This is a genomic window from Streptomyces sp. NPDC014623 (assembly GCF_043088245.1).
Classification (GTDB): domain Bacteria; phylum Actinomycetota; class Actinomycetes; order Streptomycetales; family Streptomycetaceae; genus Streptomyces.
The window spans coordinates 268,433-286,403 of record NZ_JBIBZU010000005.1; the positions used below are offsets into that span (position 1 = coordinate 268,433).

Below are 17,971 nucleotides of genomic sequence, written 5' to 3' on the forward strand. Positions count from 1 at the left end.
GTCCTGTTCGCAGTGGCGCGGATTCCGCCGGGCCGTCCCCACCTCGTCGCCGTCCCCATCCGGACACGACAGCCCTCATCCGGTCTCTTTGTCCCGCTACTAGAGGAAGTTGTAGCTCAGTACGTCAAAGGGGTATCTGGCAGGTGTGAAAGCCATTACCTTCCTGATTTGAACCGGACAACAAGGAACGAGTGCCCTCTCCTCCCCCTGCGGGCACCCGTCCCGCTGGCGCGACGGCGCGCGCCTGTGCTTCACCCCGACCCCGTCACCACACGGAGGATTCGCGTGCACAGGAGACCCACCCGGCCCCTCGCAGCACTCGTCTGCGGCTTACTCGTCACCGCCGGCGCCCTCACCGCCGAGCAGAGACCGGCCGAAGCGGCGCCGACGGCCGCCGAGGAATTCCAGCAGGTCACCCTTGCCAAAGGAGTGGCCGAGACCGGTGAGCCGATGACACTCGCCGTCCTGCCCGACAGGTCCGTCCTGCACACCTCCCGGGACGGCACCCTCCGCCTCACGGATGCCGCCGGCACCACCGGGGTCGCCGGGAAACTGGATGTCTACTCGCACGACGAGGAGGGCCTCCAGGGCGTCGGAGTGGACCCGGGCTTCAGCACCAACCGCTTCGTCTACCTCTACTACGCCCCGAAGCTCTCGACCCCTGCGGGAGACGCCCCCGCGAACGGCTCGGCAGCCGACTTCGCACCGTTCGACGGGGTCAACCGGCTCTCACGGTTCGTCCTGCGCACGGACGGCACCTTGGACACCGCCACCGAGAAGAAGGTCCTCGACGTCCCCGCGAGCCGCGGCCTGTGCTGTCACGTGGGCGGAGACATCGACTTCGACGCCCAGGGCAACCTGTACCTCTCCACCGGGGACGACAGCAACCCCTTCGCCTCCGACGGCTACACCCCCATCGACGAGCGGCCCGGCCGCAACCCGGCCTACGACGCCCAGCGTTCGTCGGCCAACACCAACGACCTGCGCGGCAAGATACTGCGGATCAAGGTCGGCGCGGACGGCGGCTACTCCATCCCGTCGGGCAACCTCTTCGCCCCCGGCACCGCGAGGACCAGGCCCGAGATCTACGCGATGGGCTTCCGTAACCCGTTCCGGATGAGCGTCGACAAGCCCACCGGCATCGTCCATGTCGGTGACTACGGTCCCGACGCGGGCACGGCGAACGCCTCCCGGGGGCCCGCAGGGCAGGTCGAGTTCAACCGGATCACCAAGGCGGGCAATTTCGGCTGGCCGTACTGCACCGGCAAGAACAGCGCCTACGTCGACTACGACTTCGCCACCTCGACGTCCGGCTCCGCCTTCTCCTGCGCCGCGCCCAGGAACACCTCGCCGAACAACACGGGCCTGACCGATCTGCCTCCGGCACAGCCCGCCTGGATCCCGTACGACGGAGACTCGGTACCCGAGTTCGGCAGCGGCTCCGAGTCGCCCATGGGCGGCCCGGTGTACCGCTACAACGCGGCGTCGGCCTCCACCGTCAAGTTCCCCGAGACCTTCGACGGCGACTTCTTCGCCGGTGAGTTCGGACGCAAGTGGATCAAACGCATCGAGCAGGGAGCCGACGGCACCGTGCAGTCGGTCAATGCGTTCCCCTGGCAGGGCACGCAGGTCATGGACATGGCTTTCGGTCCGGACGGTGCGCTGTACGTCCTCGACTACGGCACCGGTTACTTCAACGGCGACGCCAACAGCGCGCTGTACCGGATCGAGCACGTCACCGGAGGCCGCTCCCCGCTCGCCAGAGCCACGGCGGACCGGACCTCGGGGAAGGCCCCGCTCACGGTGAGGTTCTCCTCGGCCGGAAGCTCCGACCCCGACGGCGACCCCTTGAGTTACGCCTGGAAGTTCGGCGACGGCACCACCTCGACGGCGGCCGACCCCTCGCACACCTACAGCACCGACGGCCGCTACACCGCGGAACTGACCCTCTCCGACGGGACCGGGAACACCGCGACCGCCTCGGTCCTCGTCACCGTCGGCAACACCGCGCCGACCGTCGGCCTGGAGCTCCCGGCCGACGGTGCCATCATCGACCCGGGCGCCGCCGTGCCCTTCAGGGTGACCGTCACCGACCCCGAGGACGGTGCGATCGACTGCTCCAAGGTCAAGGTCACGTTCATCATCGGCCACGACAGTCACGGTCACCCCCAGACCTCCGCCACCGGCTGCTCCGGCACCGTGCAGACCATCGCCGACGGAGAACACGACCCCAACGCGAACATCTTCGGCGTCTGGGACGCCGAGTACACCGACAAGGGTGCGAACGGTCAGCCCGCCCTGACGACCCACGACCAGAACATCAGCCAGGGCAGCAAGCGCCAGGCCGAGCACTACGGCGCCTCCGCGGGTGTGAGCGTCATCGACAAGGCGGCGGCGAACGGCGGGAGGACGGTCGGGAACATCGACGACGGCGACTGGATCTCCTTCGAGCCGTACATCCTCGGCAACGCCACCTCCCTGACCGCGAGGGTCTCCTCCGGCGGCAGTGGCGGAACCCTGGAAGTGCGGGCCGGCTCCCCCACCGGCACGCTGCTCGGCTCCGCGGCCGTCCCCGTCACCGGAGGCTGGGAGACCTTCCGGAACGTGTCCGCGAACCTCACCGACCGCCCCGCCGGCACCACCACCCTGTACCTCGTCTTCAAGGGCGGCAGCGGATCTCTCTTCGACGTCGACGACTTCACGTTCACCCTCGGTGGAACGCCCGCCCGCAGCGGCCTGATCACGGGGATCGGCGGCAAGTGCGTCGATGTCGCGAACGGGGCGAGTGCGGACGGGACGCAGATCCAGCTGTGGACGTGCAACCAGTCGGCGGCCCAGAAGTGGACGGTCGCCACGGACGGCACACTGCGCGCACTGGGCAAGTGCATGGACATCAGCGGCGGCGGCACGGCCGACGGCACAAAGATCCAGCTCTACGGCTGCAACGGCACCGGCGCCCAGAAATGGGCACCGCAAACCGACGGCACCCTGAGGAACCCGCAGTCCGGCAAGTGCCTCGACGCCTCCGGCGTCTCCTCCGCCGACGGCACCAAGCTCCACCTGTGGACCTGCCTCGCCGCCACCAACCAGAAGTGGAACCTGCCATGAGCCGACTCGTGCGCCTCGCCACCTGGGCAGCCTGCGGCCTGCTCGCCTCAGTTGCCTTCCCCGCAGCGCTCTCCACGGCCGCCGAGCCCGAACCCCCCGTCCGCCCGGTGGCGACGGCCGCCGACCCCGCGTACGACGTGCTGGTCTTCTCCAGGACCGCCGGTTTCCGCCACTCCTCCATCGACGAGGGCACGGCCGCCCTGCGTGAACTGGGCGCCGCCAACAACTTCACCGTTACGGCGACCGAGGACTCCGCCGTCTTCACGCCGGCGAATCTGGCCGGCTACGAGAGCGTCGTCTTCCTCTCCACCACCGGCGACATCCTGAACTCCGCTCAGCAGACGGCGTTCGAGGGCTACATCGAATCGGGCGGCGGCTACGTCGGCATCCACGCCGCAGCCGACACCGAATACGACTGGAGCTGGTACGCGGGACTGGCCGGCGCCCTGTTCCGGTCACACCCGGCGATCCAGCCTGCCACGGTGAAGGTGGAGGACCGCGCCCACGACGCCACCGCCCATCTCGGTCCGGCCTGGCAGCGGACCGACGAGTGGTACGACTACCGCACCAACCCGCGCACCACCGCTCATGTGCTGGCCTCGCTCGACGAGTCCAGCTACAGCGGCGGCTCCATGGGCGGCGACCACCCCATCGCCTGGTGCAAGGACTACCGGGGCGGCCGCGCCTTCTACACCGGTGGCGGCCACACCGAGGACTCCTACGCCGACGCCGCCTTCCGCCGTCATCTGCTCGGTGGCATCCGCTGGTCCGCCGGCATGACCGAAGCCGACTGCCGGCCGGAGACCGGCTACACCACGCTCTTCGGTACCTCGGGAACGCCCGGCTGGAAACAGGCCGGGCCGGGCACCTTCACGAACGCCGACTCGACCCTCACCTCCCAGGGCGGCCTCGGCCTGCTCTGGTACCAGGCCGAGGAGTACGAGTCCTACTCGCTGAAGCTCGACTGGCGGCAGGCCGGTGACGACAACTCCGGCGTCTTCGTGGGCTTTCCCGCCTCCGACGATCCGTGGTCGGCCGTCGACAACGGCTACGAGATCCAGATCGACGCCACGGACGCCACGGACCGCACCACGGGTTCCGTGTACGGGTTCAAGTCCGCCGACCTGGGCGCCCGCGACAAGGCCCTGAATCCTCCCGGCGAGTGGAACACCTACGAGATACGGGTCGAGGGCGAACGCCTGCGGGTGTACCTCAACGGAGTCCAGATCAACGACTTCACCAACACCGTCCCCGCCCGCAGCCTCCAGCAGGGCCACATCGGCCTGCAGAACCACGGCGACGGCGACGACGTGTCCTTCCGCAACATCCGCATCAAGGAGCTCGGAGGTGCCGACGGTCCCAGGGAGGGCGTCATCACGGGGATCGGCGGCAAGTGCGTCGATGTCGCGAACGGGGCGAGTGCGGACGGGACGCAGATCCAGCTGTGGACGTGCAACCAGTCGGCGGCCCAGAAGTGGACGGTCGCCACGGACGGCACACTGCGCGCACTGGGCAAGTGCATGGACATCAGCGGCGGCGGCACGGCCGACGGCACAAAGATCCAGCTCTACGGCTGCAACGGCACCGGCGCCCAGAAATGGGCACCGCAAACCGACGGCACCCTGAGGAACCCGCAGTCCGGCAAGTGCCTCGACGCCTCCGGCGTCTCCTCCGCCGACGGCACCAAGCTCCACCTGTGGACCTGCCTCGCCGCCACCAACCAGAAGTGGGACCTGCCCGGCTGAGCACCCCTCGACTCCGTCGTCGTCGCGGGAGGCGGTGACGACGGAACCGGCCGCGGAACCGGGCCGGTGACGGTGGCGGGGTGCGACGCCGAAGCGCCCCGCCACCGTTCCTCCGTATCTGGCCGGCACTCAGGCCGGCACTGTCCTCCGGGCTCCTGGACCCGTGGGCCGACCGCACGGCGCGGGGGCGGATGTTCCCCGGAGCGGCGGCTCCGTGCCTTCACAAGGCCGGACACGAAGGCGAGCACAAGCCCTGTGATCCGGCCTGCGTCGTCGGTGGCGGACATGTTCACGGTGAACCCGCCATCGCTGTGGTCGCACCCTCCGGGTCCGCTCACCTCAGGAGCTACCGCTCCGTCTTCGCCGGTGCCGTCGAGAGGAAACGTGCCGGTATCACCGGTGGCCGTCCGGCGGCGTCTTGTCCCACGCACTCCCCCGGACCACTGCCGCAGGGGAACGACGACGGGAGAGAGCGGTACTTCACCGTGCCCGTGGCGCAGGAGCGTCGGGGTTCTCGCACACTGGGCGTGCGGAGCGTCCAGCGGTTCGACAGCACCTGTGCTGTCGGTGCTGATCCGGTTGTTGGTGAACTGCCCGTGGACGACGTCGCGGGCTCGCCGTCACCGCTGACGGTGCGTCCGGGCACTCCCCGTGGACCCCGGTGCCCTTCCGGTGTTCCGGAACACGCCGGGCGTGGGCTCGTACCCGGCAGGTGCCTGCGTGCCGATGCGTCACGAGACGTCGGCGGCCCCGGTATCCATCGACGCATACGTTGCGTCACCCTCCACACGGATGTCCTCGGCCGGGATTCGATGCGGCGATGTCACCCCTGGCCGAACCGGTTGTCCGAGCCTTGCCTGCGCCGCGGGTGCCGCCCACGCGATGCATACGCCGACCGCCCCCGCCACTACGCTCAAAGCTGTGAGCCCGCGCAGAGCGCGGCGGATTCTGTACCGCAGAAGCCTCATTTTCCCACCCCTCACTCGTCGCGCCTCGAAGAACAGGCGCTCGACTACCCACAACAGGGCGGAACATGCCGAAGCCGGTGAACGGCCGTGCCGGCCCCGGACGGGGAACACGACCGGGGCCACGGGCTCTCCGATCGCTCGCGGCAGCGCCGCGGCGCGGGTGGTATGGCCGCGAGGACCTGGGGTAGGCGGGCGGGCGAACGGCTCGTGAGCAATGACGGGAAGGAGACCCACGGTGCTGATGGCCCACCCCGCGGTACTGCGGAACCTGGTCGAGCAGTACGACACGCTGCGCATACTGCGCGCGGAGAACGGCGACGCGCAGGTGCAGCAGCGGATGGACGACATCGCCTACACGCTCTGTGTGGCCACAGGAACCAGGGACATCGATTCCGCTCTCGTTGCCGCACGCCATCGGCTGCCAGGCGCGCGCCCCGAGGACGACTCCCTCCTCACCGCCTGAGAGAACCGGGCATCGAGTCGGTCCCGCCCTCGCCCTGACACCACATATGAGTTCCGGTACCCGCTCGGGAGACGGCCGGCCGCGCTCGGCCGGTGCGGGCGCGGTGGCGGCGGTCGCCGACAGCGTCCGCGCGTCCAACTCCTCAGGGCTCGATACGGTGTCATGACGACCGCGGCGGAGCACGCACCTCTGCTGCTGTCCGCTCGTGGAGAAGCCGGTCGGATCAGTGAACCGCCGGAGCCGAACACGGGCGAGGCCGACGCCCGGCAGGGCTCCGAAGGCCGTCACCACCGCCGGTTCACGGTCGCCTTGCTGCCGGTCACCAGGCTCGCCGGCGGAACGTCCTCGGTCACGACCGCCCCGGCGGCGACCACGGCATCACGCCCGATGCTCACGCCAGGAAGGATCGTGGCACCGGCGCCGATCCACACGTTCTCCGCCACATCGATGGGCGCGCCGCTCAGCCACTCCCGTCGTTCCACAGGATCGACCGGGTGGCCGACGGTGATGAACGTGGCTTTCGGGCCGACCATCACGCGCTCACCGAGCCGGATGCCGGCGTAGTCCAGGAACGTGCAGTTCTGGTTGATGAACACGCGCTCCGCGAGGTCCAGGTTGAGGCCGTGGTCCGTGTAGAAGGGCGGATAGACCGTGACTTTGCTCGGCAGTGGCCTGCCGAGGATCTGTTCGAACAGTTCCGCCTTGCGCGCTTCGTCAGCGAAGGGCAGGACGTTCAGGCGAGTGGTGAGTTCGGTGACCTGCAGGACTCTCTCCGCCATGGCCTGGAACTCGGTGCTACGAACACGCATGAGACGGTCGCCGGACATGCCGCATTCCTTTCCGGTGTGCCGGTGGCCGGGAAGAGGCACCAGGCGCTGGTGGGGGGAGCTGCTGTCGGGAGACAGCCGGATCATCTCTGCCGGGGCCCGGGCCGGGTCCTGGACCTGGACCTGGGGCCGTGCGCGGTGTCGCTGTCGCCGTGCCGTGGTGCCGTCGCCCAGGACGGGAGCCATGCCGTCTCAGGGAGTCCTGGCAGGCTCGCGAGGTGGGTGATGATTCCCCGGAGTCCTGGATGCGGGTTCGTTCCGGGGAGGAGGAGGGAGAGCGGGTACGCGAGGACCGGGTCCACCACAGGGATGCGGCGCAGGTCGTGGTTCGCCGGCCAGTTGTACCGGTCGCGTGCCCCCACGAGGGTGGCCACGTCCGCGGAGCCCGCGAGGGTGTCGAGAAGTACTTCGTCTCCGAAGTGCGGTCCTGCCGCGTCGATCCGTAGGTCGAAATCGGTGGCGAGCTGATCGTAGAACTCTGCCCATTCGCTTCGGGGCGCGATACCCGGCACCCATATCCGGTGCTTCCGCAACTGCGGTGGTGTCAGACTCCGCGCGGAGGCAAGGGGATGTTTCGGGCCGACGAGAAGTTCCAGCGGGGAATCGAAAGCGTGAATCATGTGCACGTCGGGGGGCAGTGCGGCCGGATCGGTGACGGTACGGAACGACGCGTCGATATCACCTGCCGCGACGGCGGCGACGGCGGCGCGTGGGTCGTCGACCCGAAGGGTCACCACGTCGAGGTCGGTCCCGGGATGCGACTGCCAGTAGTCGTGGAGAACAACGGCCTGCGCGCTCCGCAGGCCGAGGACGTCGATCCGCAGCGCCCGGGAACCCGGCCTCACCGCGGTGACGGCACGCTCGACACCGGCGACGATGCTCCGCGCGTGGGGAAGGAACGCCTGGCCGTCGAGCGTCAGCTCGACCCCTCGGGCGGTACGCGTGAACAGACGGACTTCCAGCTCGCGCTCCAGGGCGGCGATCCGCTTGGAAACCGCCTGCTGAGTCACGCCCAGTTCATCGGCCGCGTGCCGCAACCGTCCGAGCTGGGCCGCCCGGACGAATGATCGCAGTGCCTCGGTGTCCACCGGTTCACCTTAGACGTGCACAACCGATCGTTGTGGCTCGCCGGGGACCGGTTGTTCGTATCGGCTCCGGCGCGGCCGGTCACGGCTCCCACCGGCTCCGGGGCGACGTGACGAGGGCGCTCGGACGGGCCGTCTGCGCAGCGTACGGCTGACACGGCAGCTGAAGCAGGCGCATCCGTCCTCGGCGGTGCCGTCCCGTCGGCACGTAGCCGTACTCCCTCACCCGTGACGGTCCGGCCCGGCCGGCGGCCGCTGCGGAGAGCCGGCGGGGGAACCGTGCGTGAGGGTGCGGAGCACAGGCGGGAGCGGCCGGGCACGGGAAGCCCATGAGGCGTTCGGACCGGATCTGTCGGACGAGCACCGTTTCACGCCTCGGAGGGCGCGTCGCCCTTCGCCCGTCCGGCGCCGGTGGAATCCGTCGCGGTGGTGCGCTCCGGCCCGCCGCCCGTGCCGCGCCGGGCCCGCCCTGGGGCCGTGCCGCGCTCCCCACCGGCCAGGAACCCGGGGGGACTGCCGCACACCGCGAAGGCCACGGCGGTTCGCGGAGGACCGCGTCATCACCACCACGGTGGTCGCGGGCCCGGTGGCTCCGCGCCGCCTGGCCCCTGCCGCCACCCCTTGCCCCGGCGGGCCGTTGCCGTCGTGCGCCGCACCTCCCCGGACGCCTGGCCTTCGGTTCGGCCCCGGCCCGGCGGCCCCGGGCTCTGCCGACGGTGCCGCTGGAGGCCCCCACGTCCCGCTGCCGTGGCCCCAGGAGGCCACGGCAGCGGGACGTGGGGGCCTCCGTGGTCGTGCGATACGTGGGGTCCTGGCAGTGGTGCAGCCGTACCGGTGCCTGCGGGACGATCAGCACGCCGATGCCCGCCGTCATCGGCCCGACCGCGTCGGCGGCCGTGGCAGGGCCCTCGGGAGCGGGGCGGCCCGGCGGGTGCTCCTGGTCCAGGGTGTCCTCCGGGGCGCGGCACCAGTTCCTCGGTGAGGCCGGCACAGCCACCTCGTCGACCGCCGCGAAGGGGTGCCTCAGGGGCCGCGGCCGCCGTCGTCTCCTCGTGGAGAGGGATCGCCCCGCGGTCGTCCCCTGCCGGCCGGGATCCGGACGAACCACGCATGGGCCTCGCAGACCTCGGTGCCGGGCGCCCGGACGAAGGGCGGGGGTGCCTGGCAGCCCCCGTCCCGGATGCGCGCCCCCTACGAGGGCGTCACCGCGGGCACGTGGAAGAGCCGACACACGGGAGAGGCTTCCGAGCCCGTCACCTCGCTTGGTCACCTGCCGTAGTCACCGGCCGACCCGCCGGAGGGTCCGGGACAGCGGTGGTCCCGCCGTGGCCAGCGGTCGCGCACTCGCTCGGTACCCTCGTCCTATGAGGTCGCACCATTCCGTCCAGGCCGTGAAGCGCCCCACCGCGGCGCGGAAGCCGGGTGTGTACGTCGTGGCCCCCCTCGCCGAGTTCCGGGAGGGCGTGGTCTCGTGCACCGAGTTCGACGCGCTGCAGGCCTGCCCGCCCCAGTGGCCGCGTGACCCGCGCCGGAACGGCCCGCACCCCGTCGTCGCGGTAAAGCCGGGCATCCCCGTGCCGTACCTCCCCCGCGGCGGTGGCACGGAGGCGCTCACGACGCAGCGGATCGAGCACTGGGGGAAGAGCACCCCGGGGCCGGAGCACGCCACGCAGGCCGAGGTCCACGAGGAGACCGTCCGTCTGAAGGCGGAGCAGGACCAGAGGGCGTGGGAGCGCGCCCGGAGCGCCACGCACCCCCGTCCGTGACCTGATCCCGGCGCCTCCAGCCCGGCCGTGCGCGCCCGGGCCCCTCGTACCCGTCGCAGTCCGCGTACGGGTGCAGTCCGCCCAGGAGGGACAATGGAGGCGTACAGCCGCGCACACCGCCGCCCCTCGCACGTCGCATCAGGAGTCACCATGTCCGAGCGCACCTCGTCCGCCGCCCAGCCCGACCTACAGGCCGACTGCGGGAACTGCTTCGGTCTGTGCTGCGTGGCGCTGCCCTTCTCGCGGTCCTCGGACTTCCCGGTGGACAAGTCCGCCGGTACGCCCTGCGGAAACCTCCAGGAGGACTTCCGCTGCGGCATCCACGAGCGGCTACGTGACAAGGGATACAACGGCTGCACGGTGTTCGACTGCTTCGGCGCGGGCCAGAAGGTCTCCCAGGTCACCTTCAAGGGTGTCAGCTGGCGCGAGGAGCCGGACTCGGCCCGCGCGATGTACGAAGTCTTCCCCGTCGTGCGCCAGCTCCAGGAGCTCCTGAAGTACACCGCGCAGGCCTTGGACCTGCCCGCGGCCCGGCCCGTCCACCGGGACCTGCGCCGCGCGTACGAACGGATCGACGCGCTCACCCGGGACACGGTCGAGAGTCTGCTCGCCGTGGACGTGGACGCGCTGCGCGGCGAGGTGAACCCGTTGCTCCTGCGCGCCAGCGAGCTGGCCCGCGCGGCGGTCCCGGGGCGCAAGAAGAACCACCGGGGCGCCAACCTCATGGGCTCCCGGCTGCGCGGCGCGAAGCTGCGCGGTGCCAGCATGCGCGGCGCCCTCCTCATCGCGGCCGACCTGTCCGACGCCGACCTGCGCGACGCCGACCTGATCGGCGCGGACATGCGGGACACCGACCTGCGCGGGGCGGATCTGCGCGGCGCGCTGTTCCTCACCCAGCCGCAGCTGAACGCCGCGCGGGGCGACGCCCGCACGAAGATCCCCCATCCCCTGGAGCGCCCGTCGCACTGGGCGGCCTAGCCCCCGCCCGGCCCCGCCGGGTACTCTCCTGCTTCCTTCCTCGTCACGTGCCGCCGGAGCCCAGGTCGCACTACTGTGACCTGCGAACTCTCATCCAGCCGGGACCGAGGGCCAAAACGGTGTCTCCGTCGGGACCCACCGCGGGGTTCTCCAACCGGTGCCACTACAAGGAGCACGAGATGACCGGGGGCGTTCTCCCTCAGGAACAGATACCGCTGTTCAACCCCTTCGCCGAGGGGTTCACCGACGATCCGTACCCGCAGTACGCGACGCTCCGCGAGACCGCTCCGGTCTATCCGCACCCCTTGGGGTTCTGGGTGGTCACCCGGTACGAGGACGTGTTCGGTCTGCTGCGTTCAGGCGCATCGGTCGAACTGCGCAACGTCGACGCCGGCGCGTTGGAGAACCTGCGGCAGAAGGACGAGTCGCGCAGGACCCCGCTCATCGACGGCTTCTCGATGATCGACCGGGACGCCCCGGACCACACCCGGCTGCGGCGCTTGGTGCAGAAGGCGTTCACGCCGAAGTCGATCCAGGCGCTCGCACCCCGCATCGGTGAACTCGTCGACGGCATGCTCGACCGCGTCGCCGCGGCGGGCGGCGCGGACCTGGTGCCCGCGCTCGCCTCACCACTGCCGTTCACGGTGATCGCGGAGATGCTGGGCGCCCCGCCCACCGACCACGAGCGGATCCGGGAGCTGAGCGGCATCCTCGTCCGCTCCCTGGAACCCGTCGCCGACCCGGCCGTCATGCAGGAGATCGAGAACGCGGACGCGGAACTCGCCGTCCTCACCGCTGAGATGATCGCCTGGAAGCGGCGCAACCCCGCCGACGACCTCATGACGGCCCTGATCGAGGCCGAGGAGGACGGCGACAAGCTCAGCGACGACGAACTGATCGCGCAGATCCAGCTGCTGTACATCGCGGGCCACGAGACGACCGTGAACCTGCTCGCCAACGGCACCCTCGCGCTGCTGCGCCACCCCGAGCAGCTCGCCGCGCTGCGCGCCGACGCGGGCCTGATGCCCAACGCCGTCGACGAACTGCTGCGCTACGACAGCCCGCTGCAGTCGAGCCGCCGCATCACGCTCGAGCCGACCGTGCTCAGCGGCGTCGAGATCCCCGCGGGCGCGATGGTGGTCGCCGCTCTCGCCTCCGCGAACCGCGACGCCGCGCGCTGGGGCGAGGACGCGGACACGTTGCGCCTGGACCGCGAGGGGGCACGTGCACACGTGGCGTTCGGCTCCGGCTCGCACCACTGCCTCGGGGCGGCCCTGGCGCGCCTGGAGGCGAGCATCACCTTCGAGCGGATGCTGAAGCGGTTCCCGGACCTGTCCCTGGCCGGTGACGTGGCCTGGAACGGCCGCATCAACGTGCGTGGCGTGGCCTCGCTGCCGGTGTCGGTCGGCTGACCGGCCCGTTCCGGCATGCGCCTGAGAGGGCGTCAGGGGGGCCACCGCGCCGCGGTGGTCCCCCTTCGCCGTGCCGGCGGGGTCAGACCTGGGCGGGCGCGGCCCGGGTCACCTCCTCCAGGCCCTCGCACAGCCGCCGCATCGACGCCGCGTTGTTGCCGAACTGGTTGATCGCGAACGCACCCCGGTGATCGGGGCCGTAGCCGTGCTTGAGGAAGTTGGCGAAGGAGCCGCTGGCGCTCAGATCGACGAAGTAGTGGCGCGCCGGGTCACGGAACGCGGTGGTCATCAGCTCGTCGAAGCGTACGCGCCCCCGGATGACGTCCCACACGTAGTCGTCCCAGCCGGTCAGCGCCGCGCCGTCCAGCTCTCCGGCGTACGCACACGAATACACGGGCAGATGTGGCGAGTTCACCCTGACCGCGCGTCCCAGGCTCCGGCACTCGTGCTGGATGTCGTCGACGAGGCCGGAGTGGAAGCCGTGGCGCACCGGCAGGCGCACGGCGATCACTCCTTCCCGGTCGAGCGCGGCGCGGGCCTCGCTGACGCGCCCGGCTTCGCCGCTGACGACGAAGTTGCCGGTGGCCTCCCCCGTGAAGTTGACGCCCGCCAGGGCGAGTCCGGCGAACAGGTCGCGGCGCTGTCGGTGGAGGGAGGGCGGAGCGAGGACGCTCAGCATGCCACCGGGACGGCAGCGGAGCCGAAGGAGATGGGCCTGTTTCATCACGAGGTCGAGGCCGTCCTCGAAGGACATCGCCCCGGCGACGGTGGCCGCGACGTACTCGCCGAGACTGTGGCCGAGGACCGCGTCGGGCCGGAAGCCCTCCGCGCGCAGGGCCTCGGTGAGGCTCCAGCCGACGCTGTAGAGCGCCGCGTGCGTATGCAGGATGTCGTCGAAGTCCTCGCCGCGCCGGGTGCCGTCGTGCATCGCGGCGACGAGGGACGTGCCCTGCGCCGACTCGTACAGGGCGCTGCAGCGGTCCATGGCTTCCCGGAACGCCGAGTGGGTGTCGTACAGCTCCTTCCCCATGCGGTAGTACTGGGTGCCCTGGCCGCCGTACATGAAGACGATCTCGGGGCGCCGCAGGGTCCGGTGGAGGGCGGGGCTGGGTCCGGCGGGGGCGGCCGGGGGCCGCGGGGCTGCGGGCTCCTCTACGGCCAGCGGTTCCTCGCGGATCTTGGCGGCGAGCTTGGTCAGTACGTCTCCGGGGCCGATCTCCCGGAAGTCGTCGTGACCGCTTGCCAGCAGCCGGGAGAGGGACTCGTACCACCGCACGGGGCTCGATATCTGCCGCACCAGCAGGTCGGAGTACCCGGTCGTGGGGTACGGGCGCGCCGTGCAGTTGGCGATCACGGGGATCCGCAGCGGGCGGAACTCGACGCCCGGCAGATGGCGGGCGAACTCCTCCTGGACGTCGGTCATGCAGCGCGAGTGGAAGGCCGCGCTCACGTTGAGGGGGATGAACCTCGCTCCCGCCTCGGTGTACGCCGCGCGGACGTCGGGCGCGTGGATCTCGTCGTAGACGCCGGAGAGGATGCACTGGCTCCGGGAGTTGATGTTGGCGATGTCGATGCCGGAGTACGGCAGCGCGGCCAGGATCTCCGCGACGCGCTCCTGGTCGAGGTTGATGACGGCGGCCATCGCGCCCTTGGGGGCGCGGCTCATCAGCTCGCCGCGCCTGCGTACGAGGTCGAGCCCGGTGACGAAGTCGAAGGCGCCCGCGACGAACAGGGCGCTGTACTCCCCCAGGCTGTGCCCGGCGACGACGGCGGGCGGGGCACCGCCGGAGTCCACGTGGTCGAGGTACTGCAGGGCGCTGACCGCGTAGAGGGCGGGCTGGGTGTACTCGGTGCGGTTGAGGACCCGGTCCGGGTCGTCGACGCACAGGTCGCGCAGCGAGTAGCCGAGCAGCCGGTCCGCGCGGGCCACGAGGTCGGGATACCTCTCGAACAGCTCCTTGCCCATGCCCTTGCGCTGGGAGCCCTGTCCGGGGAATACGTACACGGAAGTCATGTGATCACTCAGCCGTCGCGAGAGGTGCCGGTCCGCCGGGGGCGGCGCCGGGGGTGGGGTCGGAGGAGGGCGGGGTGCCGCCCGCGGCCAGGACGCCGTAAGCGGCCAGGCGTTCGGTGAGCAGGGCCGCGGTCTCCCGCAGCAGCCGCTCGGCGATGACGTCGACCCTGCGGCCGCGCCATGGCTCCAGGTCGGTGCCGCGCACCCAGGTGTTGAACGCGCCGAGGGCGGGGCCGCAGTGGATCTGGTAGTCGACGCGCTGGTCGGCACCGCGCAGCGCGAGGCGCGTGGAGTGGACGAAGTACCAGCGGAAGACGTGGGCCATCTTCTGCTTGGGGCTGCGCTCGACCTCCGCGAGCCGGTCCGGGAAGCGGTGTGCCAGATGGGCGCGGGTCTCCTCCCACACCTCGTCGAGGGAGCGTTTGAAGTACTTGTTCTCCAGGGTCGTCCGGGTGCGCGGGTCGAGGTCGTCGAGGGAGTCGTGCCGTACGTAGAGCTCGTACAGCTTCTGGGCGCGGGCGGGGAAGAACGTGCTCTTCCTGACGGCCTGGACGCGGGCGCCGACCTCGAACATGTCGCCCGCGGGTGCGTACTCGGTGTCGTGCACGCCGAGACCCTGGAGGAGGTCCTTGACCGCGTCGCTGGTCCCGGCCTCCACGGTGCACTGGTTGATGGAGCCGGTCACGAGGAAGTCGGCGCCCAGGGTCAGGGCGGCGAGGGCGGCTTCGGGGGTGCCGATGCCGCCCGCGGCGCCGACGCGCACGGCGGCCCCGTCCGCGTAGCCCTGCTCGCGCGTCACGCGGTCACGCAGGGCGCGCATGGCGGGCATGAGGACGTAGGCGTTGCCGCCGTCGGTGTGGCCCGCGGAGTCCGCCTCGACGCACAGGTCCTGCGCCAGCGGGAGGCGGGCGCCGAGTGCGGCCTGCTCAGGGGTGATGAGGCCGTCGTCGAGCAGACGGCGGACCAGGGGTTCCGGGGCGGGTCGCAGGAAGTGTTCGGCGACCTCGGTGCGCGACACCTTGGCGACGATGTGGTGGTCCTGGCGGAGCCGCCCCTCGGCGTCGGTGCCGAGGCCCGCGAGGCGGTAGTGGACCAGCGGCAGGGTGGGATGCAGATAGGCGGACGCCTCGACGGACCGCACGCCGTGGCGCAGGTACAGCTCGACGGTGCGGGCCTCCAGGGCGGGGTCGGCCGGATTGTTCAGGAGGTTCATGCCGAAGGCGCGGCCGGGTGCGAGGCCCTTCCTGATGCGGGTGATCGCGTCGTCGATCTCGTCTAGGGGGAGCCCGCCGGTGCCGAAGAAGCCGAGCATGCCCGCGTTGCCGAGCGCGGTGACCAGGCCGACGGAGGCGATGCCCTTGTACATCGCTCCGGCCGCGTAGGCGTAGTCGACGCCGTGTGCCGCGCGGAAGTGCGCGCTGCCGAGGGCTCGGGGCGACAGGGCGGGGGGCTGCGGCGCGGCGGCGGGCCGCTGGTGCTGTGGTTCCACGGTGGTCTCGCTCGGGGACGGCTGCGGGGGCGGGTCCGGCACCGGGGTGACGGTGGCGTCCGGCGTCGCGGTCTCCCAGGGGAAGACGCCCTCCTCGGCGTAGCGCCGGATGGCCCGCACGTTGTCGGGGTCGCCGAAGACCTGGCGGTTGGTGGCGAGGGCGACGTCCTTGGTGTGCCCGGTCAGCGGGGACAGCTCGCGCAGATACGCCTTGTAGCGGGTGACGCCCTTCTTCGAGAGCCGTCCCAGGCGCTGGAGGTGGCGCTTCAGCAGGGCCTCGCTGGGGGTGCCGAGCGCATCGACGAGCCCCCACTCGTGGGCCTGCCGGGCGTCGATGGTCTGGGTGGTGGCGGCCAGGTAGTGGGCGCGCTGGAAGCCGGTCCTGCGGATCAGGTAGGGCAGCACGACGGCCGGGATCAGGCCGAAGAGCAGCTCGGAGAGGCTGAAGGAAGCGCTCTCGTCGGCGATCACCACATCGCAGGCGGCCACCAGGCCGACGCCGCCCGCGTTGGCCTTGCCGCGCACGTGCGCGACGGTGAGCACGTCGGCGTACGCCATGTGGCGGAAGAGCTCGTACATCGGCTCGGGGTCGAAGGACGTGTCCCGGCCCGTGCGCGCCGCGTCGCTGATCACACCGAAGTCGGCGCCGAAGCAGAACACCTCGGGCAGGCCTTCGAGGACGACGACGGTGGTGTGCTCCGCGCGGGCGGCGCGCGTGACGACGTCGTCGAGTTCGTGGACGAGCGTGGCGTTGATGGCGTTGCCCGCCTCGGGCCGGTGGATCTGGGCGAAGAGCACGCTGCCCTGTTCGCGGACGCGCAGGGTGGAGTAGGTCAGTCGGTCCATGCGTACTCCCGGTGGAACTCCTTGATCGCGCGCAGGACGAGGCGCGGTGACGCGCCTGCGGCGCCCTGTGCGGTACGGGCGACGAAGTCCTGGTTCACGACGGTGTCGCGGGTGCCGACGCGGACGAACGCGCTCTCCTTCAGCAGTTGGTCGTACTGGTCGAGGGAGAGCTCGTAGCGCGCGTCGAGGTGGTCCTCGATGCCCATGGCCCGCAGTCGCTCCGCGCCGTCCGGGGTGACGACGCCGCTGTAGAACTCCGAGCAGCAGCCGGATCCGTACGAGAAGAGTCCGATGCGCCGCGGATCGGGGAAGGCACCGTTGCAGATGGTGCCGGCGAGGGAGAGGAAGACGGTCGCGCCCATGATGTTGCCGACGCGGCCGCAGTAGCTGAGCCCCGGCGTGACGCGGCGCTCGAAGTCCTCGGCGACCTCGGCGCCCCTGGCCTTCGCCACCTTGCGCATCATGGTGCGGTGGGCGCCCTTGACCATGCCGCCGAAGGGGGTGTGGAAGGCGAGGTACTGGAAGGTGTCGCGGTAGTTCGCGCCCTCCACCTTGGCCTCGTAGGCGCGGTAGGCCTGCTCGCAGCAGTCCAGGTACGACATCAGGGACAGGTCGACGTCGCCGGCCTCGCTGTCCGGGGCGGGGCGGCAGGTGTCCATCACCTCGTAGCCGTAGGTGCCGCTGGCGCCGATGTCGAGCTGGAAGACGTGCGGGGCGTCGCTGACGAGCAGGGCCACCGCGCCCGCGCCGCCGCTGGGTTCGGCGTAGGCCCAGTCCTGCGCGGCCACGTCGTCGCCGTCCTCCAGGATGTAGCGCGAGATGTCGGTGGCGATCACCAGGGCCTTGGCACCCGGCGAGGTGCCCGAGAGGATGAAGTTGCAGGCCATCTGGAGGCCGGCGGTGCCCGCGTAGCAGGCCTGCTTGAGCTCGAACATGCGGCAGTTGCGGCTCAGGCCCAGCTGGTCGTGCAGGTATGTGCTCGCCGACTTGGAGAAGTCGAAGCCCGACTCGGTGCAGGTGATGAGGAGTTCGATGCGGCCCTTCTCCTCCTCGCTCATCCGGTCGAGGAGCGGCCGGGCCGCGTTGGCCCCGAAGGTGACCGGGTCCTCGAAGGGCAGCGCGACCGTCTTCTCCTTCATCAGGAGGTTGTTCAGGCGTGTGAGGTCGAGCTCGCGGTGCCGCGCCAACTGCATGACGTCGAGCACGGCCGAGCCGCCGAACACGTTCATCGCTTCGATACCGACGCGGGACATGGGGTTCGCCGTTCTGC

At 70.8% G+C, this 17,971-nt stretch carries 11 protein-coding genes; 6 read left to right on the forward strand and 5 right to left on the reverse strand.

The window, feature by feature from the left end; genetic code table 11:
• The first annotated feature begins 285 nt into the window (after nt 1-285).
• The 3 genes from ACF1FZ_RS11730 (at nt 286) to ACF1FZ_RS11740 (ending at nt 6,284) form a co-directional block, all read left to right on the forward strand.
• Nucleotides 286-3,108, forward strand: a complete 2,823-nt coding sequence (locus tag ACF1FZ_RS11730) for a PQQ-dependent sugar dehydrogenase (RefSeq protein ID WP_391773193.1) — start codon at nt 286-288, stop codon at nt 3,106-3,108.
• On the forward strand, nt 3,105-4,853 hold the full coding sequence (locus tag ACF1FZ_RS11735) for a ThuA domain-containing protein (protein ID WP_391773194.1): 1,749 nt from the start codon (nt 3,105-3,107) through the stop codon (nt 4,851-4,853). Before ACF1FZ_RS11730 ends, ACF1FZ_RS11735 begins: the two co-directional genes overlap by 4 nt.
• A gap of 1,203 nt (nt 4,854-6,056) precedes the next feature.
• Nucleotides 6,057-6,284, forward strand: coding sequence for a DUF5133 domain-containing protein (locus ACF1FZ_RS11740; RefSeq protein WP_391773195.1), 228 nt, complete (start codon nt 6,057-6,059; stop codon nt 6,282-6,284).
• A 284-nt stretch (nt 6,285-6,568) separates the two neighbouring features.
• On the opposite strand, the gene ACF1FZ_RS11745 is transcribed toward ACF1FZ_RS11740, so the two are convergent.
• Both ACF1FZ_RS11745 and ACF1FZ_RS11750 read right to left on the reverse strand, forming a co-directional pair.
• Nucleotides 6,569-7,111 (reverse strand): DapH/DapD/GlmU-related protein, encoded by a 543-nt coding sequence (locus ACF1FZ_RS11745; RefSeq protein ID WP_391773196.1) that lies wholly within the window; start codon nt 7,109-7,111, stop codon nt 6,569-6,571.
• 83 nt (nt 7,112-7,194) lie between these two features.
• Entirely contained in the window at nt 7,195-8,199 is a 1,005-nt protein-coding gene (locus ACF1FZ_RS11750) for a LysR family transcriptional regulator (protein WP_391773197.1), read from the reverse strand.
• A gap of 1,361 nt (nt 8,200-9,560) precedes the next feature.
• Between ACF1FZ_RS11750 and ACF1FZ_RS11755 the strand changes: the two genes are divergently transcribed.
• From ACF1FZ_RS11755 to ACF1FZ_RS11765, 3 genes are all read left to right on the forward strand, one after another.
• Nucleotides 9,561-9,962: a DUF5997 family protein gene (locus tag ACF1FZ_RS11755; protein WP_391773198.1), complete on the forward strand. Its 402-nt coding sequence runs from the start codon at nt 9,561-9,563 to the stop codon at nt 9,960-9,962.
• A gap of 150 nt (nt 9,963-10,112) precedes the next feature.
• Nucleotides 10,113-10,940: a pentapeptide repeat-containing protein gene (locus ACF1FZ_RS11760; RefSeq protein WP_391773199.1), complete on the forward strand. Its 828-nt coding sequence runs from the start codon at nt 10,113-10,115 to the stop codon at nt 10,938-10,940.
• A 179-nt stretch (nt 10,941-11,119) separates the two neighbouring features.
• A complete protein-coding gene (locus ACF1FZ_RS11765; RefSeq protein ID WP_391773200.1) occupies nt 11,120-12,352 on the forward strand; it encodes a cytochrome P450 in 1,233 nt (410 codons plus the stop codon).
• Nucleotides 12,353-12,434: 82 nt separating this feature from the next.
• On the opposite strand, the gene fabD is transcribed toward ACF1FZ_RS11765, so the two are convergent.
• Genes fabD through ACF1FZ_RS11780 form a run of 3 tightly spaced genes read right to left on the reverse strand, consistent with a single transcriptional unit; the run spans nt 12,435 to nt 17,954 of the window.
• On the reverse strand, nt 12,435-14,357 hold the full coding sequence (fabD, locus tag ACF1FZ_RS11770) for an ACP S-malonyltransferase (protein ID WP_391773201.1): 1,923 nt from the start codon (nt 14,355-14,357) through the stop codon (nt 12,435-12,437).
• Between the two features lie 13 nt (nt 14,358-14,370).
• Nucleotides 14,371-16,701, reverse strand: a complete 2,331-nt coding sequence (locus ACF1FZ_RS11775; RefSeq protein ID WP_391773202.1) for an enoyl-CoA hydratase/isomerase — start codon at nt 16,699-16,701, stop codon at nt 14,371-14,373.
• Nucleotides 16,689-17,954, reverse strand: coding sequence for a hydroxymethylglutaryl-CoA synthase family protein (locus ACF1FZ_RS11780; protein ID WP_391773203.1), 1,266 nt, complete (start codon nt 17,952-17,954; stop codon nt 16,689-16,691). Before ACF1FZ_RS11780 ends, ACF1FZ_RS11775 begins: the two co-directional genes overlap by 13 nt.
• Nucleotides 17,955-17,971 lie beyond the last annotated feature (17 nt).